This window comes from Methanoculleus nereidis, assembly GCF_032944295.1.
Classification (GTDB): domain Archaea; phylum Halobacteriota; class Methanomicrobia; order Methanomicrobiales; family Methanoculleaceae; genus Methanoculleus; species Methanoculleus nereidis.
Window position 1 is genome coordinate 1 of record NZ_JABFFQ010000012.1, and the last position, 22,650, is coordinate 22,650.

Sequence of the window (22,650 nt, forward strand, 5' to 3'; positions counted from 1 at the left end):
TCGGATCCATCCTGATGGACATCAACGAGGAGTGGGTTACCGGCAGAAGGTATTTGACCATGGAGAGGGAATGATCAGGCAAGGAGACAGGGCTCAGACAAATTACAGAAGATCTGAGACGTTACCGGAGTATGCCGGCCGTTCGACGTGACTCAGGTTCCATGGCAACCCTTCACGAACGCTGCACTATTTCAAAGCAGCTGCCGGAACTCCCCGACCAGCGCCTGTCCTGCATCCGGCCGCCCGGGTTTGCATGCAGGTGCCAAAAGATATTTGAGGCCGGGACCGAATCTGCGCACGATATCGTTATGCGTTCAGAGAGATCCCGAAATAACAGAGGGCAGAATGGAAGCAGATCGTAAATCGCAGAATAGCGGCCCGGACAGTCCCGAAGTCCCCTACTGGCATGTCTGGACCGACGAGAACGGCGTGAGCCGCCAGGACCGCTGCCGGATGAGCGACTTTCAGTTTGCAAGCGTATCAAGCGGTGCCGCCCCGTCGTGGATCGGGAGGCCCGGCGGCCCGGCAGCCCGCGTCATCGTCCTCGTCCTCCCCGCGGGCTGGGTGGGGGAGTGGCACGAGAACCCGGAGCCGCAGTGGATCGTGCCGCTCTCGGGCCGCTGGTTCGTCGAGACCATGGACGGCACGCGCGTGGAGATGGGGCCGGGGGAACTCTCATTCGGGAACGACCAGAAGACCAGGCCCGACGAAGAGGGGAAGAGGGGCCACCGGTCGGGAACCGTAGGTGGCGGGCCCGCGGTGCTGATGCTCGTGCAGGTTGAGCGGCGCTCAAACTCCGGCTCGCCCTGCCTGCCCGGATAACCGGATATCGATACAAACCCGGAGAGACCGATGACTCGAACCAGAATCCATCTCGCGGCGCTCTCGCTCGCGGTTGCAGGCGCCTGCTTCTTCGCGTACCCCGCGATCCGGCCGTACACCGATGAAGCGTCCCTCGCCGGCGCCGGGGCATTCGCCTCCCCCGCCTGGATCCTCTCGCACACGCTCGCCATAGTGGGGTTCATCCTGCTCGTGCTCGGGCTGCTCAGCCTCTACGGCATCCTGCGCGAGACAAAGGCCGAACCCCGGGCTCTCGCAGCGCTCGTCCTGACCTGGGCCGGCGTCGGGCTGACCCTGCCCTACTACGGGGCCGAGACCTTTGCGCTCGCCGCCGTAGGCCGTGAGGCGATCGAGCAGAACAGCGTCGATCTCCTCCTCGCGCTCACGGACGCGATCCGGTTCGGGGAAGGCGTCTGGCTCTTCGGTGCGGGCCTCCTCGCTCTTGCGGCCGGGGCCATCCTCTTCGCAGCCGCGATCTGGCGCTCGGGCACCCTCCCCCGATGGAGCGGCATCCCGCTCGCGCTCGGCTTCGCGCTCTTCCTCCCGCAGTTCTTCACCCCTCCGGCGGTCCGGATCGCCCACGGGCTGCTCGTCATGGTCGGGTGCTGGCTCGTGGCGTGGAGTATGACGAAACGCCGGTAGCCGTTCTCACGCCAGCCGCCGCACCACCCTCGCCAGCCGGTGCATCCCCTCCGCGATCTCCTCCTCGCCCGCCGCCGAGAAGTTCAGCCGGATCGTATCCTCCCCGCCGCCGCCGACGTAGAACGGCACACCGGGAAGGACCGCGACGCCTTCTTTGACGCCCTCGCAAAAGACCTCCATCGACGAGACGCCGTCCGGCAGGGCCGCCGTCATGAACATCCCGCCCTCGGGGCTGGTGTGGGTCGTGCCCGGGGGCATCAGGTCGTCGAGGAGGTCGCAGATCAGCCGGCAGTGCCTGCCGTAGATCGCAGAGACCCGGGCGACGTGGGCGTCGAGATCGTGGGTCGAGAGGTAGCGGTGCAGGATCACCTGGCAGAGGAAGTTCGAGTGGAGGTCGGCCGCCTGCTTCGCGACGTTGAACTCACGGAGGACCGGCGCAGGCGCGTATATCCAGCCGATCCGCATCCCCGGGGCGACGATCTTCGAGAACGAACCCGACATGACCGTCTGGTCCGGGAGGTAACGTTTCACCGGCAGTCGCGACTTCCCGTCGAAGAAGAGTTCCCCAAAAGCATCGTCCTCGTAAAAGACCGTATCCGTCCCCTCGAGGATCTCCGCGACGGCCCGCCGCTTCTCCTGCGAGTAGGTCCTCCCCGAAGGGTTCTGCGAGTTCGGGATGCCGTAGAAGAACTTCAGATCATGGTCCCGGACGAGCGTCGCAAACACCGCGAGCTCAGGCCCGTCCTCCTCGAGCGGAACCGAATAGAAGTCGGGCTCGTAGAGGGAGAAGGCCTCGATCGCGCCGAGGTAGCCGGGCCGCTCCATCCCGACGGCGTCGCCGGGATCGAGGAAGATCTTCGCGACGAGGTCCAGGCACTGCTGCGAACCGTTCACGATCTGGATCTCCTCAGGGGTCGCCGGGAGGCCGAGCCTTCTCCGGTAACGGTCGGCGATGAACTCCCGGAGCGGCAGGTAGCCATCCGTCGTTGTGTACTGTAGCGCCGTCTGCCCCTCTTCGGCGAAGACCTCGCGGGCCGCTTCCTGGATCCCCGTAACATCGATGTAAGCCGAGCCCGGCAGGCCTCCTGCAAACGATATCACCCCGGGGACCGCCGAGACGCGGAAGAGCTCTTTGAGGAACGACTCCGGGACCCGCCTCATCCGGGAAGAAAACCGGTAGTTCATGATGAGTATTGAGCGCGCCGGAAGAAAAAATGCCGGGTGTCTCCCTACTGGAGCGCGATGTAGGCGAAGACCGAGAGCAGGAACGCGAGCACGAGGATCATGAAACTGATCGGGGCGATGAACGCGAGCATCGCGTTGACGGTGCTCGCGAGCTGCGAGACCCGCTGCGACCCGAAGACGACGATCCCGTCGCACGAGGCCGCCGCCGCCCCCACCCGGGCCCCCGAGAGGTCGGCGACCGCCTCACGGACCGCCTGCTCGACGTACGGGACGATCTCCCTGACCGGCACCACGTAGCCGACCGGGTTCTTGCCGCTGACGGTGTTCACCGTGTGCGAGTCGGTGGTCATGATCTCGGCCTCGTCCACGTGGTCGAGCACCACCGCGAGCAGGTCCTCACGGACGCCCCGGGCCATGTTGTTACCGTCGATCAGGACGTAGGCCGCCCGCTTCCCGCCGACCTCCGTCGCCAGCACCTGCACCCCGAGCGACCCGAACCCCTGCTCGCGGGAGAACGGGACCCGGACGTGGGAGACCCCGACCGCGAGCGGTTCCACGGGGAGATCGCGAGCGGCCCGGAACCCCTCCCGTGCGGCGGCGATGTACTCCGTCGCGATCCGCGTCGCCGGGAGGACCGGGGAACCCACGCTGGTCATGCAGTTATGGGCGTCCACGAAGGCGACCTCCGAGAAAGAGCCCCGCCCCTCCGCCATGATCGCCATCCCGATCGAGTAGTCGAGGTCCTCCGTCCGCTCCGGAGACCGGGTGCTCACCATCAGGAGGGCGTCCCCGAACCGCTGGCAGAGGATCGAGACCGAACCGGAGGCCACCCGGACCGGGCGGCTCGCCGTGCCGGAGAAGGTCAGCCCCTTCCGGGACGCCTCGACGGCACAGGCGATCTTTCCTATCTCGCTCTCCGAGACCAGGTTGAAGTCGTGGGTGGCGCACCCGTGGGCGACCAGCGTCTCCTCGGGAAACGTGTCGTGGAGGAGCCAGGGGAGATTCCCGCCGCCGACGTCGCCCATCGGCCCGGGATGGACGTTCGGGACCGTGAAGAGGACATCCTCCCCCGAGTCGCGGGAGAAGAAGAGCGAGACCTGCGGGACGTAAACCTCCTCGCCGATCTCGCGGAAGAAGTCCTCCATCTTCTTCGAGCCGTCAGTCAGGTGGGCGATGAAGGTGTTGAGGAAGTTGAGCCCGCTGATCTGGAACGCCCGCTTCAGCGGCCGCTCGATCAGCCAGATCAGGGAGACGAAACCCAGCCCGAAAACCCCCTGGAGGAGGAGGGCGTAGGGGACGAACCCGGGCGTGAAGTACCAGGCACCGACCGCTATTCCGGCCGCGCTCTGGAGGAACGCGGGGAGGACCATTCGGCCGATCCGGTAGTCGGCGACGGCTACAAGGACCAGCAGCCGGAGGCCGAAGACCAGGCCGAGAGCACCCGCATAGAGCGCGGGGAAGATGTCACGGCCGAAGACCAGGATCGGCGAAAGGCTCAGGATCACCGAGAGAACCGTGCAGGTCAGGGCGAGGAGGGCCGATCGGTTCCAGGTGATATGCCGGCCGGAGATCCCCACCAGCGGTACGGTCAGCAGGAAGGCAATCAGTGCCGGGACCGAGAACCCGAGAGTACCGGCGAGGAAGAGTTCGTTGCCGGCCCGGTAGGTAGCAGCATCGATGAAGAACCCGAGCACGACAAGGATTGCAAGCGACCGCGGCCAGGACGGGGCGGAAAAGATGTACCGGGTGAGCCGCTCAACGCGGACGTCGGGGCCGGACTCCATCAGGCGCTCCCGGGTGCCGCTCTCGGGCCGGGAGCAGAAGCCGGCACCTTCAGGCCGGCGGTCAGCGCTGTGCACCCCATAATTCAGACAATAATTTCCCCGGGCTCACCAAAGACCTTCCGGTAGCGTGCAAGCATCCGTTCCCAGTCGGGAAGGTTCGTCTGGGTGCCCATCCTCTCTACGACGAAGGACGAGACCACCGCCCCCACACGGCAGCAGTCGAGCGGGGCGTAGCCCTTTCGGAATGCGGTGAGGAACCCGGCACGGTAACCGTCGCCGGCGCCGGTGGGATCGACGGCCGTGACAGTGACGGCCGGGACGGGGTACTCCTCGCCGTCGATGCTGAGGAGGCTCCCCTCCGCCCCCCGGGTCGTGACCGTCATCGGGATCGACGCGACGAGCGCCGGGCGTTCGAGCCCCAGTATATCACACATCCGGTCCATCTCGTGGTTGTTCGAGAAGAGGATATCGATGTTCGCGAGGATGATCTCGAGTTGATCACGGGTGTAGCGGAGGAGGTCCTGCCCCGGGTCGAAGGAAGCGAATTTGCTCTTCTGGGCCACCCGGACGTTGAAGTCGGGGTCGGCCGTCGCCATGTGGACGAAGTCGAGAGCGGGAACTTCCGCCCGGGAGAACTCGGCGGACGCACCCCACTCGAAGAAGGTCTCCTGGTCGCCGTCGTCGTCCGTGAAGACGTACGCGGTCGCGGTGCGGGCATCTTTTACCAGGGTGAAGTCCTGCACGATCTCGAGGTCGTGCATCCAGAGGTCGTAGTCGCTGCCCGGGAAATCGCCGCCGACCAGAGAGACCAGCCGGCACCGCTCTCCGAGCGTCGCAATCCCAGCCGCTATGTTCGCCGCTCCGCCGCCGAAGTAGACCGCGTGATCGGTGATATAGGTCGAGTTGTGCCTCCCCGGGAGCTTCGGCACCCGGAAGAGGTGATCGATGGCGGTATGCCCGACGACGGCGATCATAACTCCTGCACTTCCTGGATCTTTAACGGGACGTCGTGCAGCGCCTTTCCGACAACCGACTTCGCTATCCTGGCCGCGTGTTCGCTGGACTCCGCACGGAAGACCTTCATCTGCAGCACGAGCCCGACGAGGGCGGTGTTCGCCACGACGAGGGCCGTATTCAATTCGCCTTCGCAGTAGGGGCAGGCGATCATACCCGCCTCGATCTCCACGAACTTCGCCGAGGGGTTGAGCCGTTTCCCGGCCTCGCTGATCGCGATGCTCACCGCGTCATCCATCGACTTGACGTCTTTAATTATCCACGCTGATTCAAGCGTAACCAAATAATCCGGCATAATCTCTCCAAAATCCTACCAGGTCTCGCGGTGTACATGCTCGTCCACAGGCATCCGCTCCATGGGCTCGAACGACGGCGTCCCCTTCCCAACCGCAAGAAGCGCGACGGGACGGAGATGCGGCGGGAGGCCGAGGACCTCGCGGACCTCGTCTTCGTCGAACGCTCCGGTCCAGCACGAGTGCAGTCCCCGCACATGGGCGGCGAGCATCATGTAGGTGCAGACGATCGTAGCGTCCTCGAGCGCGTAGAGGATACCGCGCTCTCCGTAATGCGACATCGACCGGACGTAGTTCGCGCAGACCACGAAGACCGCCGGCGTCTCCCGGATATGCACCTGCTCAAAGGCCGCGGACGCAAGTTCCAGTCTGATATCGTCGTCGGTGACGATGACGACGTCCCAGGCCTCACGGTTGCCGGCGCTCGGCGCCGTGCTCGCGCAGGCAAGGATGTAATCGATATCCTCCTGATCAAGCGGCTCTCCAGAGTACTCCCGAACCGACGACCGTGCTTTTAGAAAGCGAAGAAGGTCAGAGGAGTTCATGCTCTTTGAGCGTATCCCATGCAGCCTGGGCCGCAGTCGTGACGGCACTGACGGCTCTGCTCATTCGCTCCGACGCGGCACCCAGTTCCATGCTCTCGGTCAGGCTGATCGCCTCGTTGAGATGATCAATGGCCGTCTTGAACTCACGAAGTTCCGTATCGCCGTAGGCAAACTCAAGCTCCGAGCGGATTGACTCGAGCACCATCACAAGCATCCGCTTTCCGCCGGGCTTCTCCTGGAGCGGGAACTGGATCAGGGCTGTCGTCAGCTGTGACCCGACGATCAGTTCGGATTTCGCCCTTTCGGCAAACTGATAGGTCCTGATGGCGGATTTGAGATCCATACCACATACTGGAACTCGCTAGTATAAAAAGTATTGAAAGAGAAGGGGAGACGGCTTATCTCGATTTCTGCTTGGTCCCAAGAGCCGACGCCTTGGAGCGCCGCACACTCCGGCGTACCCGAACGTCCATCGTTGGAGCGCCTCCGCCTCTGCGTCCACCCCGACCGCCGCGTCCGCCGCGTCCGCCGCGCCGCTGGTCCTGGCCTTCCCTGCTCGCCCGCCTCTGGATAGCAGCCATAGACTTGAACCGCTGGTTCGGGCCGGGTTTCTTCACTTCGCCTTCACTTGCAGGGACGAGCCGTATCTGCCCCTTCACGCCCTTAACCTGGGCCCACTGGACACTTCCTGTCTTTCCCATGATAAAACTCCTTTATATTTATGAACCGATCCGGAGATAAAAGTAACCCGGGGTATACCCGGGTCCGGGAGCGAGCGTGCCCGCGATCAGGAGAGCAACCGCTTGAGCTCGCGCCGGAGGGTCTCGCTAATGACCTTTCCGTCCACGCTCCCCCGGAGTTCCTGCATGACGACGCCCATCAGGGGACCGAGCGCGCCCATGCCCTTCTCGCGGGCGAACGCCTCGCGCTCGGCCACGATACGCCGGACGATCGCCTCCACGTCCGCCTGCGAGACGGCAGGCCCCATCTTCTCGATGGCCGCGTCCACCCGTTCTTCAGGCGTCCCGGCGCCGCCCGCCGTCCGCGCGAGTTCGGTGAGGTGGTCGGGGATCGCCTCCTTCGCGGCACGGCCGGCCTCGACCGCCGCGAGAAGGGCAAGGATCTCCTCCTCGCTCACCCGGGTGACGTCGACACCGTCGCGGGCGAGCTCCCGGCAGGTGGCAAGGAGCGTCCGGGCCGCAAGGGTGGGGCGGACACCGGCGGCAACCGCCTTCTCGAAGAGCGCCAATCGCTCGGAGAACGCCACCTGTCGTGCCAGCCCTTCATCGAGCCCGAATTCCCGGACGAACCGCTCCGCCCGGCCGGTGAGAAGTTCGGGGACCTTGATGCTCTCCCAGAGCGCCTCGTCGATCGTGACCTCAAAGACGTCGGTCTCGGGATACATCCGGGCCGCTCCCGGGAGCGGACGCATGTAGGCCGTGCTCCCTTCCTCGAGCATCTTCCGGGTCTCTTCAGGAACACCGGAGAGGGCCATCTCCGCGCGGATCATCACCTGCTCGGCCGCACATCCGGCACGCTCTCTCCCGGCAGCCACGATAACGACGCAGTCCTCTTCTGCGGCACCGACGAACTCGCGCAGGTGCGCCACCTCTTCTGCCGTGACACCGTAGGCAGGGAGCTCGTCGGTATGGAAGATCCCGCCGACGCCGCACTTCTTCGCGTAGTCCGACATCTCGCTCCCGAGACGCCGGCCGGGCTGGATCTCCTGCCCGACGAGCCCCGCAAACCCGCAGAGCCGGACCGCGAGGATGGATTTCGCCTTCTTCAGGATAGAGGACGCCGTCCCGGCAAAGAGGGCGGTGACGTCGATCACGGTATGGTCCACCCGGGCGCCGCGCGCCCGTAAGGCATCGCGGATGGCAAGGAGGTTAACCTGCCGCTCGACCTCGCGCCGCACCACCTCAGCGATGAGGTCGAGGTCCTGGACGCCCTTGATCTCCACACGGGCACCGTCGGCGATGGAGACGTTGATGTCCTGCCGGATGGTTCCGAGCCCGCGTTTCACCCGGCCGGTCGAGCGCAGCACCATCCCGATGTGCGCCGCGACCTCCTGGACGGCCTCGGGGGTGTGCATGCAGGGTGCGGTGGTGATCTCGATAAGCGGAATTCCCAGGCGGTCGAGGGAGAAGGTTTCGTCTTCGATCCGTTGCGCCGCCTCCTCCTCGAGGCAGAGCGTCTCGATCCGGCACCCGTCGGGGAGGGCGCCGGAGAGCGCGACGAGCGCCGTCCGCTGGAACCCGCTGGTGTTCGAGCCGTCGATGACAAGCTTCCTCATCGTGTGAACCTGCTCGGCGGGGGTCATGCCGAGCATCTTTGCTATCGTGAGGCAGACCTCGAGCGCTTCGGGGTTCATCGGGGCCGGGGGCTCCTCGTCGTGCTCTACCAGGCAGACCGTGTCGTAGGTGTAGTAGCAGAACTTCCGGACGAGTTTCATCTCCTCCCGCGCCGCACGGTCGATCTCTCCAAGCTCGCTCTCCGTCGCCCGGAGGTAGCGGTAAAACTCCCCGGTCCGCTCGCTGGTGTCCCGGAGGCAGGTCGGGCACCGGCAGAAGAGCTTCTCGGCGGTGTCGAGCTGCTGGTGGATCTCGATGCCAGCTTTGAGGCCGAGTTTCTCGTAATCCATCATGGGATCGACCTCCGCCGGATCTCGCCTCGAAGATCGGTCTGCATCAGCACTCCTGCCCGTTCGGGGTCCGGTTCGTTCCCGAGCACCCACATCAGCTTCACGAGCGCCGCTTCAGGCAGCATATCCTCGCCCTCGATGACGCCGGCCGAAAGAAGGTCCCTTCCCGTATTGTAGACCCGGTCGCAGACCCGGCCGTGCAGGCACTGCGACGTCATGACGACGGTCGTCCCGTCCTCGACCATCTCCCGGATCTTCGGGATCCACGCCGTCGCCACGTGCCCGAGCCCAGTCCCCGATATGACCAGGCCCGCGCAGCCCTCGAAGGCGTCGAGGACCGCGGGAGGCATCCCGGGATAGAAGTGGATGAGGGCGCAACGCTCCTCGAGCGCATCATGGAGCTCGGGCTCCTCCGCGCCCCGCCGGACCGCCTCGTCCGAGAGGGTGACGGAGAGCGAGGGGTAGTCGACGTAGCCGAGCGGCGCCATCCCCATGCTCTGGAATGCATCGCGCCGGGAGGTGTGCATTTTGCGGACCCTCGTCGCCCGGTGAATAGCGCACCGGTCGTCGTTCGTCGTCGCGTGCATCACCACCGCCACCTCGCCGAGATCGCCGGTGGCGGCGGCGGCGCTGCAGAGGGCGTTCATGGCGTTGTCGGAGCTCGGGCGGTCGGCGGACCGCTGTGACCCGACGAAGACGACCGGCACCGGCGTCTTGAGCATGAACCGGACCGCCGCGGCCGAGTAGGCCATCGTGTCGGTGCCGTGGGTGACGATCACCCCGGCAACGCCGGCCCGGATCTCGTCGTAAATCGCCCGGGCGAGTTCCCGCCAGAGCGCCGGCTGCATATTCTCGGAGAGAATGCTTGCGATCTGGCGGTCGCGGTAGCGGGCGATATCCCCGAGTTCCGGGATCGCCCGCAGGATGTCGCTCGCCGAGAACTGGCTCATCACCGCACCGGTCCGGTAGTCCACCCTGCTCGCGATCGTCCCGCCGGTGGATATAATGGCGAGTTCCGGGAGGTCGGTGTTTTGAACGACGACACCCGCACCTGCCGGCGGCTGCCGGGCCGGACGCTCGACGAACTCGATCTTCTCAAGCGACGTCCCGATGTTGTAGCCACTCTCCAGTTTGACGACGGCCATACCGTCCCGTTCGGCGATGTAAGTGCCGGTGACCGCGGTTCCGCCGTTTGCGTACCGTACCAGGTCACCGGTCTCGAGTCTCTCCATTATGCTGCAAACCTCCGTGCTTCAAGGATAAGTTCTTCGAATGCGCTCGATAGTGCTGATTCCGTCTCCTCCGCCCACGCTGCATCGCGGGAGAGGCGCTCTTTCTGCTCGCCGATCTGAATGGCAACCGCCGCGGGCGCCGGGCCGCCGACGATGTTCCTGACCGCGACGGCGTGGCGCGGGTCGAGGACGGCATCGATCTTCTCCTGGGTGATGCCGAGTTCCACGACCGAGAGGTCGGCCGCTTCGCGGGCGGCGGCCTCGAGCGTGGCGAGGTCGAGCGACCCGTGCCTGACCGCCCGCCCGACGATCCGGTGGGCGGTGCGGAAGGGGAGCCCATACTCCCGGACGAGGACGTCGGCGAGTTCCGTCGCGGTGGAGAACCCTCTCCCCGCCTCGGCGGCCATCCGTTCCGTATCGAACGCCGCAGAACCGATCATGCCGGCGAGAAGCGGGATGCTCTGCCGTGCGGCCTCCACGCCCCGCCAGAGATGCGGGGTCAGTTCCTGGAGGTCGCGGTTGTAACTCATGGGGAGGCCCTTTATGATCGTGACGGCCGCGGCGAGCTCCCCGGCCACCGACCCCGCCTTCGCCCGCATGATCTCCGCCACATCCGGGTTCTTCTTCTGGGGCATGATCGAGGACGAGGAGCAGTAGGCATCGTTGAGCCGGACGAACCCGACAAACGAGGTGCTCCAGAGGACCAGTTCCTCGCAGAGGCGGCTCGCTGTCGTCATGCAGATGGAGGCATCGGCAAGCACCTCGATTGCGAAGTCCCGGGCGGCGACCGCGTCCATGCTGTTTGGTGCCGGGCGGGAAAAGCCGAGGAGCCGGGCGGTGTAGTCGCGGTCAAGGGGGAAGCCGGTCGAGGCGAACGCCGCCGAACCGAGGGGTGAGGCGTCCACCCGGGCATACGCCTCCCGCAGCCGGGCCGTATCGCGGGAGAAGGCCTGCTCGTAGGCGAGGAGGTAGTGGGCCAGCGTCGTGGGCTGGGCGTGCTGGAGGTGGGTGAAGCCCGGCATCACCGTCTCCGTGTGCACGGCGGCAGTCTCGAGCAGCGTCGCCCTGAGATCGGTAAGCGACCGCACGAGGGCGATGAGTTCCTCTTTTAACCGAATTCTGATGCAGGTGGCAACCTCGTCGTTCCGGGACCGGCCCATGTGAAGGCGGCCGCCGAAGTCCTCACCCACCCGGTCGATGAGGTAGGCTTCCTTGCCCGCATGGACGTCCTCGAACCGCTCGTCGAACGCCTCCTCCGGGAGGCCGTGGTCGTAGAGATCGAGGAGCGCCGCCATCAGCGCCCGTGCCGGGGCCTCGTCGATGATCCCCTGCCGGCGAAGGCCGAGGAGGTGCGCCATATCCACGAGGAGGTCCGCCTCCGCAATCCAGCGGTCGGCTTCCATCGATGCAAGAAAGTGCTCGAGGTCGCCGGAACGCTCGCCGGAGAGACGGCCCTGCCGAATCTGATCCGAACGCATTCTATCAACAGTCCTGTCTGTACCGTTTGGCCGCGGGGGAGATTAAAACCACGCACGGGGCGAGCGAGGGAGACGAGTGGGGGAGGGTATGCATCTGCTTCTACCCAGTGGATAGTCGTATCCAGAGATCTTTGGTGATTTCATACTCGCTCTCGCCCGCACAAAACAAACTTGAGTTCGATCACAAACGCCCGTCCACGGATTTCCACCAGATATCGCCACGCACTGCCCCCGCCCCTTGGGGCTGGGAACGACTGCCGGAACGGCAGGAGTTGGAGCACCGCAGGTGCGACTGAGGAGGCCGAAGGCCGGGCGGGGTGGGGGCGAAGGAAACGGTCCTTCAATCGGATCTAAGACATCATTGTTGGCGTCAGAGACAGGGGAGGGGGGCAAGCCCCCCTCCCCGTCAGCCCCACCCCCAAGGGCGATAGGCGACTGGCCGAAGGGCAGGAGCTCGAGCACCGAAGAACGACGTTCCTTCAGGAACGGAGTTTGAGCACCGCAGGTACAAAGGTGCGCAGTCCCCCACGGTCCACTGCACGGGGCTCTTTCCCCACATCAGTGCTTCGGCAGCCCGCTGTGCGCCCTTCATCCCCGGCACCCAGATATCGGGAGTAAATCCCTGGCCATCCTCCCAACCCCACACATATCATCCAATAAGGAAAAATAATCGGCACAATGTAATACCAAAGTATAACATATCCCCCATTTTTCGACAATACTATATACCCTCAACGTCAAGACTAACCATATACCATTAACATACAATGGAGAGACACCGATGAGATCACTAACCGCAACTCTTCTGGCCGTGGCCCTCGTCGCGGCATTCATCCTCGCCGCCGGGTGCACCGGCACCGGCGACGTCTCGAACCTTCGGATCGGCTACCAGCCGAGCACCCACCAGACCGCCCACATCACCGCGATGGAGAAGGGATGGTGGCAGGAAGACCTCGCGCCATTCGGCATCACGCAGGTGACTGACAAACAGTTCGAAACCGGCCCGCCCGAGATGCAGGCGATGCTTGCCGGAGAACTCGATATCGCCTACGTCGGCTCCGCCCCGTTCATCGCGGCCGTCAGCAGCGGCCTTGACGCAAAGATCGTCGCCGCGGTCCAGACCCAGGGCTCCGACCTGGTGCTGAGGAACGGGGTCGCATACTCGACCCCCGCCGACCTCGCGGGCAAGACGATCGCCACCTTCCCGCCGGGGTCCATCCAGGACACCGTCCTCCGGACCTGGCTTGAGGAGAACGGCGTCGACCCAGCAAGCGTCGATATCAAGGTTATGGGCCCCGGCGAGGCCACCACCGCCATCTCCGCCGGCCATGTCGACGGTGTCTTCCTGCCCCACCCGTCCCCGTCCGTCATCGTAGCGGAGGGCATAGGGAGGGTCGTGGCTCAGTCGGGCGAGATGATGAAAGACCACGCCTGCTGCGTCCTCGTGGCGAGCGGCTCCCTGATCCGCGACCACCCCGATCTCGTTGAGCAGGTCGTCCGGACCCACATCAGGGCGACGGAGTACAACCTCGAACACCAGGACGAGGCTGCATCCATCTACTCCGCAAAGACCGGGCAGAACGTCGAGACCGTGAAGGCATCCTTCCAGGACTGGGACGGCACCTGGACCGCCGACCCGAACGTCATCACGACCTCGGTGGTCGAGTACACAGAGCTCCAGTACGAGCTCGGCTACATCAGCAAACCCCTGACCCAGGACGACCTCTTCGACCTCTCGTTCTACGAGAAGGCCCGGGCATAACCCGGGACCTCTCCGTTTTTTCTCCAAAAGTATCATTTACGGCGATGCCGATGAAATAGGAGAGAAGATCCCGGAGCGGACAGGCTAACGATCCGCCCCGGCAGTAACCATCGAGCAGCGGAAATAGAGATATGAACCGACAGACACAGAAACGGCTACTCGGCGTTGCAGCGCTCGCCATTACGGCGGTAATCTGGCAGATAATCGCCGAATACGTTGTGGGGCGGTCTTTCATCCTCCCGAGCGTCACCGACGTCGCCGGCGCATTCATCAACCTCCTCGGCTCCGGCACCCTCCTCGCCGACACCATGGTCAGTCTCGAGCACTTCGGGATCGGGCTCATCGCGGCGTTTCTCCTCGGCGTCCCCATCGGGATCCTGATGGGATGGTTCCGGGTCGCGGACTTCCTCCTTGACCCGATCATCGAGATCCTCCGTCCCATCCCGCCGCTCGCCTGGATCCCGTTCGCCATCATCTGGTTCGGGCTCACCACCCAGGCAGCGGGCTTCGTCATATTTGCAGGAGCCTTCTTCCCGATCCTGACCGCGACCTACTCCGCGTTCCGGGACGTCCCGAAGGTCTTTGTCGAGGCGGGCAAGGTGCTCGGCTGCGACACCTCGTTAGAACTGATCCGCTACGTCGCCCTTCCTGCCGCCATCCCGGGGATCGTCTCCGGCATCAGGATCGCCATGGGTGTCGGGTGGATGTGTCTCGTGGCCGCCGAGATGTTCGGCGTCTCAAACTACGGCCTCGGCTACCAGCTCTGGCACAACTACTACCTCCACCAGATGCCCAACGTCGTCGTCTACATGCTGATCCTCGGCCTCGCAGGCCTCATCATCGACCGCATCTTCAGGAACTACGTCGATAAGCAGCTCCTCCGGTGGCGGGCAGGGGAGGTGGCCTGATATGAGCGGCGTATCGATACGAAACCTCGGCAAGGCCTTCCCCAAGGAGGACGGCACCGTGACGCAGGCGCTCGAGGACGTCAACCTTGAGATCGGCGACGAGGAGTTCATCTGCCTCGTCGGGCCGTCGGGGTGCGGGAAGACGACGCTCTTACGGATCATCGCGGGGCTTGAGACCGCGACCACCGGGAGCGTCACCGTCGAAGGCCGCGCCGTCACCGGCCCTGACCCAAAGCGCGGGATGGTCTTTCAGGAGTACTCTCTCTTCCCCTGGCGGAGGGTGGTCGACAATGTCGCCTTCGGCCTCGAGATGAAGGGTGTCGGCAAGGAGGAGCGCCGGAAGACCGCAGACCGCTACATCGAGATGGTCGGCCTCTCCCAGTTCCGGGACGCCTACCCTTACGAGCTCTCCGGCGGGATGCGGCAGCGGGTGGCGATCGCACGAGCGCTCGCAAACGACCCCGACGTCCTCCTCATGGACGAACCGTTCGGGGCGCTGGACGCCCAGACCCGGAACCGGATGCAGAAGGAGCTCCTCTCTCTCTGGGAGCAGACGAAGAAGACGATCGTCTTTGTGACGCACAGCGTCGACGAGGCGGTCTACCTCTCCGACAAGATTGTCGTCCTCTCTCATAGGCCGGGATCGGTCCGGGAAGTCGTCGAGATCCCCTGGTCCCGGCCCCGGGATCGCACCAGCGCCGATTTCGCTGAGGTCCGGCGACGGGTGCTCCAGATGATCGACGAGACAGAAAACGTCCAGTAAGGTTTATTAGAGGAAATCTCCATTTTATAAAGCACTCAAAGATCGGCAGGAGTTTTTAAAGATGGTACGAAAACCAGCGAAGATGTACAGGAATCTCGCAAAGAAAGCATATACACGCAGGGAATACATGGGCGGCGTGCCGGGCAGCAAGATCGTGCAGTTTGATATGGGCAACCTCACCGAGAATTACCCGGTCGAACTCTCCATCATCGTCGACGAGACCTGCCAGATACGCCACACGGCCCTTGAGGCCGCCCGTATCGGGATCAACAGGCGGCTCGTCAAAGAGGTAGGGAGAGCAAACTTCCACCTGAAACTCCGGACCTACCCGCACCACGTCCTGCGCGAGAACAAGCAGGCGACCGGCGCAGGAGCGGACCGTGTCTCGGAAGGTATGCGTCTCGCCTTCGGGAAAGCCGTCGGCACCGCGGCACGGGTGGAGAAAGGCCAGAAAGTCTTCTCCGTCTGGACGAACCCGCAGTACGCCGAAAAGGCCAAGGCTTCCCTCAAGCGCGGCACATATAAACTCCCCACTCCCGCCAGAATCGTTGAAGAGCGGGCACCGGCAGCGTAAATTCACATCATCTCCCATCTTTTTTGCGAGGAGCATTTCACGGGCGGCAGATCCGATACCTGTGGGAATATAGGTTTTTATAGTCCCTTCCCACCAGTATAAATGATGGTTAACCCGGCAGACACGACGATTTCGGGAGCGTTGGCAGACGCTACCGAGAGGGCTCTTCGAGAGGCCGAAATCCGGCTCCCTCCCGACGTGCTTGCGGTGCTCCGGAGGGCGACGGCAGCCGAGAGGGACGCGATCGCGCGGCAGGAACTCGGCAATATTCTCGAGAACATCGCGCTTGCAGAAGAACGGCAGGTGCCGATCTGCCAGGATACCGGCGTGCCGGTGGTCTACCTCACCCTGCCCCCCGATATCGGGCTCTCGCCCGGTCTCTTCGAAGGGGTGCGGGAAGGGGTGCGCCGGGCGACGGCCGCGATCCCCCTCCGCCCGAACGTCGTCGACCCCCTTACCCGGGAGAATACCAACGACAACACCGGTGCCGGGATGCCTGCGGTCCACGTGACGCCCGGGGACCGGCTCACCGTAACCGTGCTCCCGAAAGGCGCGGGTTCGGAGAACGTTTCGAGAATCGGGATGCTCCTCCCCTCGCAGGCGGCGGAGATCCCCCGCTTCGTCGCCGAGACGATGCTCCTTGCGGGAGGGAAACCGTGCCCACCCGTGATCCTCGGCGTCGGGATCGGCGGGACGTTCGATGTGGCAGCGGCGCTTGCAAAAGAAGCCCTCCTCCTCCCGGTCGATACCATGGACGACTACGAGCAGGAACTCTGCGACGCGGTCAACGCTCTCGGGATCGGGCCGATGGGGCTCGGCGGTGACACGACGGCGCTCAGCGTGAAGGTGAAGCGCGCCGGTTGCCACACCGCGTCCCTTCCGGTGGCGGTGAACGTGCAGTGCTGGGCATCCCGCCGGGCGACGGTGGAGGTGAAGCGTTGAATCTCAAAACACCGCTCGGCGACGAGGTGCTCGACCTCCGGGCGGGCGACCGGGTCACCCTCTCCGGGACGATCTACACCGCGCGGGACGAGGCGCATCTCCGCATGATGGAGGAGGGGATTCCCTTCGAGCCCCGGGGCGCCGCGGTCTACCACTGCGGCCCGGTGGTGCAGGACGGCCGGCTCGTCGTCGCCGGCCCCACCACATCCGCCCGGATGAATAGGCTCTCGGGGTTCCTCATCGACGCGGGCGTCCGCGCCCTCATCGGCAAAGGCGGGATGGGGCAGGAAGTGGTCGAGCAGCTCCGGGGGCGCGCCGTCTACCTCGCGCTCACGGGGGGGTGCGCGGCGCTCGCCGCCGACCGAATGCATCTATCCGGCGTCTATTTCGAAGACCTCGGCATGGCTGAAGCGGTCTGGATTATCGAAGCCGATCACCTGCCGTTGACGGTCGGGATCGATGCCCACGGCGGCGATCTCTTCCGCGCCGTACGCGAGAAAGCGAAAACACAATTTCACCAGCGATTCAATATCAAACAGGATACCGTCTCATGAAACTCGTCATCGATGAAAGCCGCTGCAAAGGATGCAATCTCTGCGTGCTTGTCTGTCCCTATGGGATCTTTCAGGAAGGGACGGAACTCAACAGCCGGGGGATCGTCGCACCGGTCCTCGACCGCCCCGAACGGTGCACGAACTGCAGGCTGCAGGCCCTCTACGGCCGGCTGCTCTGCGGGGTCTGCCATATGATCTGCCCCGACCAGGCGATCACCTGGATCGAGGAGAAGCCGTTCGAGCCTCACCGGGTGGAGGTGGAGTTTTGAGCAGGGTTGAGTTCATGCAGGGGAACGCCGCCTGCGCAGAGGGGGCGCTCGCCGCCGGATGCCGGTTCTTCGGCGGCTACCCGATCACGCCGTCGACTGAGATAGCCGAGGCCATGGCCCGGAAACTCCCAAAGGCCGGCGGGGTCTTCATCTCCATGGAGGACGAACTCGCGAGCATCGCCGCGGTGATCGGCGCCGCATGGACAGGGGTCCGGGCGATGACCGCGACGAGCGGCCCGGGGTTCTCCCTGATGATGGAGAACATCGGTTACGCGGCCATGACCGAGACGCCGTGCGTCATCGTCAACATCCAGCGGGGCGGCCCGAGCACCGGGCAACCGACGCGGGCCGCGCAGGGGGACATGCTCCAGTGCCGGTTCGGGTCGCACGGCGACTACAGCATCATCGCGGTCACCCCGAACTCCGTCCAGGAGATGTTCGACCTGACCGCAAAGGCGTTCGACCTCGCCGACCGGTTCCGGGTTCCCACCTTCGTGATGTCCGACGAGATCGTCGGCCACATGCGGGAGCGGGTGACCATTCCCGATGCGGTCGAGGCCGAACGCTCAAGCCCGCTCGCGGATGGGAGCCTTCCGTTCGAGGCCGGCGACAACGGGATACCCGGGTTCGCACCATTCGGGTCGGGAAGGGCCGTCCACGTGACCGGCCTCACCCACGACGAGCGCGGCTACCCTGACACGACCGACCCCGAAGCACACGACCGGCTCGTGCGGCGGCTGGTCGCCAAGGTTGAGTCGGCACGCCGCGAGATCGCCGACTATGAAGTCGTAAACCCCGACGCCGAGACGGTCTTTGTCACCTACGGCCCGCCGTCGCGGACGGTGGAGCAGGTGATGCGCGACCGTCCCGACGACTCGATCGGCCATCTGCGCCTCCGGGTGGTCTGGCCGTTCCCGGAGTTCGCCCTGCAGGAGTTTTCAAACGCCAAAACCTTCCTGATGCCGGAACTGAACATGGGCCAGATGGTGCGGGAGGTCCAGCGCCACGTGGACCAACCGGTCATCTCCATCCCGAAGATCGGCGGCGAACTGCACACCCCCGCCGAACTCGTGCGGGCGCTGGGGGTGTACCGATGATCGCGCCCGACTGGTTCCGGGAAGACCGTCTGCCGCACATCTACTGCACGGGGTGCGGGAACGGGACGGTCATCAACTGCACCCTTGCAGCAGTCGAGGAGATGGGCTGGAAACGGAACGAGACGGTCTTCATCTCCGGGATCGGGTGCTCCTCCCGGGCTCCCGGCTACATCCTCACCGACTCGCTCCACACCACCCACGGCCGGGCGCTCGCGTTCGCCACCGGGGTGAAGATGGCGCGGTCGGACCTGCACGTCGTCGTCTTCACGGGAGACGGCGACCTTGCCGCCATCGGCGGGAACCACTTCATCCACGCCTGCCGCCGGAACGTGGACATGACCGTGGTCTGCATGAACAACCACATCTACGGCATGACCGGCGGGCAGGGAAGCCCGACGACCCCACCAGGAGCCATCTCGACGACGACGCCCTACGGGATGAGCGAACCGGCCTTCGACCTCGCGGAGCTTGCCGTCGCCGCAGGCGCGAACTACGTCGCGCGCTGGACGTCCTACCACGTCAAGGAACTCACGAAGGCCGTCGCCGCCGGGCTGCAGACGCCGGGGCTCTCCTTCATCGAGGTGAGAACCCAGTGCCCAACCAACTACGGCCGCCACAACAAACTCCGGCGGGTTTCGGACATGATCGAACATCTCCGGAGCCACGCGATGCTCATTCAGAAGCACGACCGGTTGGTCGCGGAAGGGAGACCAATCCCCGAAGGGGCCTTCACCGTCGGGGAACTGGTCCGGCGGAACCGGCCGGCGATGGGGGTGCGCCCATGAGACACGAAGTCAGGTTCTCGGGATACGGCGGGCAGGGGGTCCTTCTCTCCGCGGTCATCCTCGGGCGGGCGGCGGCGCTCTACGACGACAAATACGCCGTCCAGACCCAGGTCTACGGCCCGGAGGCACGGGGCGGTGCCTCGATGGGGCAGGTGGTGATCGACGATGAGCCGATCCTCTACCCCGAGGTGACCGAACCGGATATCTTCGTCATCATGTCCCAGCAGGGGTTCGAGAAGTACGGAGTTCAGGCCCGGGAGGACGCAGTCATGCTCGTCGACTCCGACCTGGTCCGGTCGCGGCCGGAATGCCGCTACTACGAGATCCCGGCGACATCGGAGGCGAAAAGCACTCTCGGGCGGGAGATCGTGGCAAACATCGTGATGATCGGCGCTCTCGTGACCGCAACCGGGGTCGTGAGCAGGGAGGCGATCGAGCGTGCGGTGCTCGACAGCGTCCCGAAAGGCACCGAGGAACTGAATCTGAAGGCGTTAAAGAGGGGATTCGAACTCGGAGAACGAGCGTGAACCTATGAAACTACTGGAATACGAGGCAAAACGGGTGTTTTCGGGATACGGCATTCCGGTCCCGAAGGGGGTTCTCATACGGGAACCTGAAGAGGTCACGGCACGCCTGCCGGAGCTCGGCGACGGCGTGGTCCTGAAGGCACAGGTGGACGTCGGCGGGCGTGGTAAGGCCGGCGGAGTCCTGATGGCCGATGATGCATCGGCTATCGAGACCGCCCGGGAGCTCTTCTCCCGGGAGATCAAGGGCGTCCCGGTCAGGGAGATCCTTGTTGAGGAGCGACTCCCGATCGACCACGAGTACTACGTCAGCATCGCCGTCGACCGGTCGAGCAGGCAGCCGGTGGTACTCTTCGCGGATGCCGGTGGGGTGGAGATCGAGAACAAAGCGTTGGAGGACGAGTCCGCCGTGAGGAAGGTCGTTGTATCCCCCCTCCTCCGCGACATCCCGCCGTTTCTGATGCGGGAGATCCTCGGCGGCGCGCCGAAGGAACTCGCCCCCGTAATCAACAGCCTCTACCACGTGTTCCAGGAAAAGGACGCCATGCTCGCGGAGATAAACCCGCTCGTGACAACGCTGCAGGGAGTCTATGCGGCGGACGCGAAACTGGTCGTCGACGACAACGCCCTCGCCCGCCAGGGGATAGCGGTCAACCGCGACCTCTCGGAACGCGAGCGCGAGGCCGAGAAGCACGGCTTCTCCTACGTGGAACTGGACGGGACCATTGGGGTGATCGGCAACGGCGCCGGGCTCACGATGTCGACGCTCGACCTGATCGAGTTTTACAACGGCCGGGCGGCGAACTTCCTCGACGTCGGGGGCGGCGCCGACCAGGAGCGTGTGATGCACGCCGTCAAACTCGTCGCGAGCATGCCCGGGGTGAACGTGATCGTCGTCAACCTCCTCGGGGGCATCACCCGGTGCGACGAGGTGGCGAAGGGGATCATCGCCGCCGGCGTCGCGCCGACGGTCATCGTCCGGATGGCCGGAACGAACGAGGAGGAAGGCCGGCGGCTGCTCGCCGAATGCGGCTACCGAATGCTCGAGAGTATGGATACGGCCGTGAAAGCGGCGATGGAGGTCTCACTATGATCTACGGCGATAAGAATCTCGGCGTGATCGTGCAGAACATCACCGGCAGGCAGGGCACGTTCCACACCGAACTGATGAACGCCTACGCCCGTGAGGCCGGGGGGCGGGGCGTCGTCGCGGGGGTCGCGCCCGGGAAGGCCGGGCGGGAGGTTCACGGCGTCCCGGTCTACAACACGGTGAAGGAGGCGCTCCGCGAGCACGACGCGACCGCAAGCGTCGTCTTCGTCCCGGCAGGCGCTGCCGGCGACGCAGTCATGGAGGCGGCACACGCGGGGATCGAGCTTGCCGTCGTCATCACGGAGCACATCCCGGTTCATGACGCGATGAAAGCCATCGCCTACGCGAAACTCCACGACTGCACGGTCATCGGCCCGAACTGCCCGGGGCTTCTTTCGCCGGGAGAGTGCAAACTCGGGATCATGCCGGCCCACCTCGCCACCCGGGGAGAGGTCGGCATCGTCTCCCGGAGCGGCACCCTCACCTACGAGGTGGTCGACGAACTCACCCGCGCCGGCATCGGCCAGAGCACGGTGGTCGGGATCGGCGGCGACCCGGTGATCGGCCAGACGTTCGTGGACGTCCTCGCGCGGTTCGAGGAGGATCCCCACACGAAGGCGGTCGTCGTCATCGGCGAGGTGGGAGGCAACCTCGAAGAGGAGGGGGTCCGATCGACCGATCTTCCGGTCGTCACCTATATCGCCGGCGTGAGCGCCCCGCCCGAAAAGCGGATGGGCCACGCGGGTGCGATCATCGAGGGCGGCGAGGGCGACGCACGATCCAAGGTCCGGCGGCTTCACGCCCAGAACATCCCCGTCGCGTCCCGGCCCTCGGAGATACCGGGACTGATCCGCGAGGTGCTATGAACGGCGACCTGATGCTTGCAACCGCCTGCGAAGTGGCGGTAAAGATCGGGGCGCGGGCGGTCGTCTCGTTCGTCGAGCCGGCCCCGGTCCTCGCGGAAGTGCCGGATATCCCGATCATCCGGGTGCAGGAACTCCAGCTCGACGTCTTAAAGGACCTCACCATGCACGACATCCTGGAGGTGAGCGAACGGCATATGCTTGACGCCGCCGTCCACCTCTACCTCCGGCGCAACCTGGAAAGCGGCCTTGTCGTCGGGGTCTTTCCCTACGCAGTCATCATCTACGACATCGAGGAGGGGAAGAACTTCATCAACCTCAAGGACTTCTCCGACATCGTTCCCCGCGAGGTGCTTCATGCGGCCCTCACGCTGGCCCTCGAGATCGCGGTCGAGGGGCGGGAAGGAAGGGCCATCGGCACTGCGTTCATCATAGGAGACCCGGAGGAGATCTTCCGGCACTCCCACCAGGCGATCCTCAACCCCTACCAGGGGCAGCCTGCAGCTCTCCGGGACATCAAGAACCGGGACAACTGGGAGAGCATCAAAGAGTTCGCCCAGCTGGACGGCGTCTTCGTCATCGATAAGAACGGCGAGGTGCGGGCGGCGGGCCGCTACCTGGACGTCACCGGGCGGGGCATCTCTCTTCCCGGGGGCCTTGGCGGGAGGCATCGTGCAACCGCGTCCATCACGTACGAGATCCCGGCTATCGGCATCACGGTCTCCGAGAGCGGGGGGATGGTGCGCATCTTCAGGGACGGAAACTGCAAAATCAGCATCCGTTCCGACATCCGCCTCCGCAGTGACGGTTAGAAATGGTTATATGAATTGCAATCATTTCTCTTATCGTACTTTAGAACTAC

25 protein-coding genes are annotated in these 22,650 nt (G+C 64.7%); 15 read left to right on the plus strand and 10 right to left on the minus strand.

Features of this window, described 5'->3' with window-relative positions; translation table 11 throughout:
• Positions 1-345: 345 nt before the first annotated feature.
• Positions 346-822: a cupin domain-containing protein gene (locus HL657_RS11945; RefSeq protein WP_317297042.1), complete on the plus strand. Its 477-nt coding sequence runs from the start codon at positions 346-348 to the stop codon at positions 820-822.
• A gap of 30 nt (positions 823-852) precedes the next feature.
• The gene (locus tag HL657_RS11950) at positions 853-1,482 is read left to right on the plus strand and encodes a hypothetical protein (protein WP_317297043.1); all 630 of its coding nucleotides are present in this window, start codon (positions 853-855) and stop codon (positions 1,480-1,482) included.
• 6 nt (positions 1,483-1,488) lie between these two features.
• On the opposite strand, the gene HL657_RS11955 is transcribed toward HL657_RS11950, so the two are convergent.
• The 10 genes from HL657_RS11955 to argH all read right to left on the minus strand — a co-directional run bounded on the left by HL657_RS11955 (position 1,489) and on the right by argH (position 11,657).
• A complete protein-coding gene (locus tag HL657_RS11955; RefSeq protein WP_317297044.1) occupies positions 1,489-2,667 on the minus strand; it encodes an aminotransferase-like domain-containing protein in 1,179 nt (392 codons plus the stop codon).
• 44 nt (positions 2,668-2,711) lie between these two features.
• Positions 2,712-4,451: a DUF2070 family protein gene (locus tag HL657_RS11960; protein ID WP_317297045.1), complete on the minus strand. Its 1,740-nt coding sequence runs from the start codon at positions 4,449-4,451 to the stop codon at positions 2,712-2,714.
• Between the two features lie 83 nt (positions 4,452-4,534).
• Complete coding sequence (locus HL657_RS11965) at positions 4,535-5,425, minus strand: carbohydrate kinase family protein (RefSeq protein WP_317297046.1); 891 nt, start codon at positions 5,423-5,425, stop codon at positions 4,535-4,537.
• Positions 5,422-5,760, minus strand: a complete 339-nt coding sequence (locus tag HL657_RS11970) for a DUF555 domain-containing protein (RefSeq protein ID WP_317297047.1) — start codon at positions 5,758-5,760, stop codon at positions 5,422-5,424. Before HL657_RS11970 ends, HL657_RS11965 begins: the two co-directional genes overlap by 4 nt.
• A 15-nt stretch (positions 5,761-5,775) precedes the next feature.
• Positions 5,776-6,303 (minus strand): nitroreductase family protein, encoded by a 528-nt coding sequence (locus HL657_RS11975; protein WP_317297048.1) that lies wholly within the window; start codon positions 6,301-6,303, stop codon positions 5,776-5,778.
• Positions 6,290-6,646: a hypothetical protein gene (locus HL657_RS11980; protein ID WP_317297049.1), complete on the minus strand. Its 357-nt coding sequence runs from the start codon at positions 6,644-6,646 to the stop codon at positions 6,290-6,292. Before HL657_RS11980 ends, HL657_RS11975 begins: the two co-directional genes overlap by 14 nt.
• A gap of 55 nt (positions 6,647-6,701) precedes the next feature.
• Entirely contained in the window at positions 6,702-7,004 is a 303-nt protein-coding gene (locus HL657_RS11985; protein WP_317297050.1) for a DUF5350 domain-containing protein, read from the minus strand.
• An 86-nt stretch (positions 7,005-7,090) separates the two neighbouring features.
• Positions 7,091-8,947, minus strand: coding sequence for a Glu-tRNA(Gln) amidotransferase subunit GatE (gene gatE, locus HL657_RS11990; RefSeq protein ID WP_317297098.1), 1,857 nt, complete (start codon positions 8,945-8,947; stop codon positions 7,091-7,093).
• Complete coding sequence (gene gatD, locus HL657_RS11995; RefSeq protein ID WP_317297051.1) at positions 8,947-10,179, minus strand: Glu-tRNA(Gln) amidotransferase subunit GatD; 1,233 nt, start codon at positions 10,177-10,179, stop codon at positions 8,947-8,949. The genes gatE and gatD overlap by 1 nt, the downstream gene beginning before the upstream one ends.
• Positions 10,179-11,657 carry an argininosuccinate lyase gene (gene argH, locus HL657_RS12000; RefSeq protein ID WP_317297052.1) on the minus strand — a complete coding sequence of 493 codons (1,479 nt, stop codon included), beginning with the start codon at positions 11,655-11,657 and terminating at the stop codon, positions 10,179-10,181. Before argH ends, gatD begins: the two co-directional genes overlap by 1 nt.
• Before the next feature lie 781 nt (positions 11,658-12,438).
• On the opposite strand from argH, the gene HL657_RS12005 reads away from it, so the two are divergent.
• The 13 genes from HL657_RS12005 to HL657_RS12065 all read left to right on the plus strand — a co-directional run bounded on the left by HL657_RS12005 (position 12,439) and on the right by HL657_RS12065 (position 22,600).
• Complete coding sequence (locus tag HL657_RS12005; protein ID WP_317297053.1) at positions 12,439-13,419, plus strand: ABC transporter substrate-binding protein; 981 nt, start codon at positions 12,439-12,441, stop codon at positions 13,417-13,419.
• Between the two features lie 131 nt (positions 13,420-13,550).
• Positions 13,551-14,327: an ABC transporter permease gene (locus HL657_RS12010; RefSeq protein ID WP_317297054.1), complete on the plus strand. Its 777-nt coding sequence runs from the start codon at positions 13,551-13,553 to the stop codon at positions 14,325-14,327.
• Between the two features lies 1 nt (position 14,328).
• The gene (locus tag HL657_RS12015) at positions 14,329-15,090 is read left to right on the plus strand and encodes an ABC transporter ATP-binding protein (protein WP_317297055.1); all 762 of its coding nucleotides are present in this window, start codon (positions 14,329-14,331) and stop codon (positions 15,088-15,090) included.
• Between the two features lie 61 nt (positions 15,091-15,151).
• Positions 15,152-15,664: a 50S ribosomal protein L16 gene (locus HL657_RS12020; RefSeq protein WP_317297056.1), complete on the plus strand. Its 513-nt coding sequence runs from the start codon at positions 15,152-15,154 to the stop codon at positions 15,662-15,664.
• A 102-nt stretch (positions 15,665-15,766) separates the two neighbouring features.
• Positions 15,767-16,606: a fumarate hydratase gene (locus tag HL657_RS12025; protein ID WP_317297057.1), complete on the plus strand. Its 840-nt coding sequence runs from the start codon at positions 15,767-15,769 to the stop codon at positions 16,604-16,606.
• A complete protein-coding gene (locus HL657_RS12030; protein WP_317297058.1) occupies positions 16,603-17,160 on the plus strand; it encodes a FumA C-terminus/TtdB family hydratase beta subunit in 558 nt (185 codons plus the stop codon). The genes HL657_RS12025 and HL657_RS12030 overlap by 4 nt, the downstream gene beginning before the upstream one ends.
• Positions 17,157-17,429, plus strand: coding sequence for a 4Fe-4S dicluster domain-containing protein (locus HL657_RS12035; protein WP_317297059.1), 273 nt, complete (start codon positions 17,157-17,159; stop codon positions 17,427-17,429). The genes HL657_RS12030 and HL657_RS12035 overlap by 4 nt, the downstream gene beginning before the upstream one ends.
• Positions 17,426-18,526 (plus strand): 2-oxoacid:acceptor oxidoreductase subunit alpha, encoded by a 1,101-nt coding sequence (locus HL657_RS12040; protein WP_317297060.1) that lies wholly within the window; start codon positions 17,426-17,428, stop codon positions 18,524-18,526. Before HL657_RS12035 ends, HL657_RS12040 begins: the two co-directional genes overlap by 4 nt.
• The gene (locus HL657_RS12045; protein WP_317297061.1) at positions 18,523-19,311 is read left to right on the plus strand and encodes a thiamine pyrophosphate-dependent enzyme; all 789 of its coding nucleotides are present in this window, start codon (positions 18,523-18,525) and stop codon (positions 19,309-19,311) included. The genes HL657_RS12040 and HL657_RS12045 overlap by 4 nt, the downstream gene beginning before the upstream one ends.
• On the plus strand, positions 19,308-19,838 hold the full coding sequence (locus tag HL657_RS12050) for a 2-oxoacid:ferredoxin oxidoreductase subunit gamma (RefSeq protein WP_317297062.1): 531 nt from the start codon (positions 19,308-19,310) through the stop codon (positions 19,836-19,838). Before HL657_RS12045 ends, HL657_RS12050 begins: the two co-directional genes overlap by 4 nt.
• Before the next feature lie 4 nt (positions 19,839-19,842).
• The gene (locus HL657_RS12055) at positions 19,843-20,928 is read left to right on the plus strand and encodes a succinate--CoA ligase subunit beta (RefSeq protein ID WP_317297063.1); all 1,086 of its coding nucleotides are present in this window, start codon (positions 19,843-19,845) and stop codon (positions 20,926-20,928) included.
• On the plus strand, positions 20,925-21,791 hold the full coding sequence (gene sucD / locus HL657_RS12060; RefSeq protein ID WP_317297064.1) for a succinate--CoA ligase subunit alpha: 867 nt from the start codon (positions 20,925-20,927) through the stop codon (positions 21,789-21,791). Before HL657_RS12055 ends, sucD begins: the two co-directional genes overlap by 4 nt.
• Positions 21,788-22,600 (plus strand): DNA integrity scanning protein DisA nucleotide-binding domain protein, encoded by an 813-nt coding sequence (locus HL657_RS12065; protein ID WP_317297065.1) that lies wholly within the window; start codon positions 21,788-21,790, stop codon positions 22,598-22,600. Before sucD ends, HL657_RS12065 begins: the two co-directional genes overlap by 4 nt.
• The last annotated feature ends 50 nt before the right edge of the window (positions 22,601-22,650 follow it).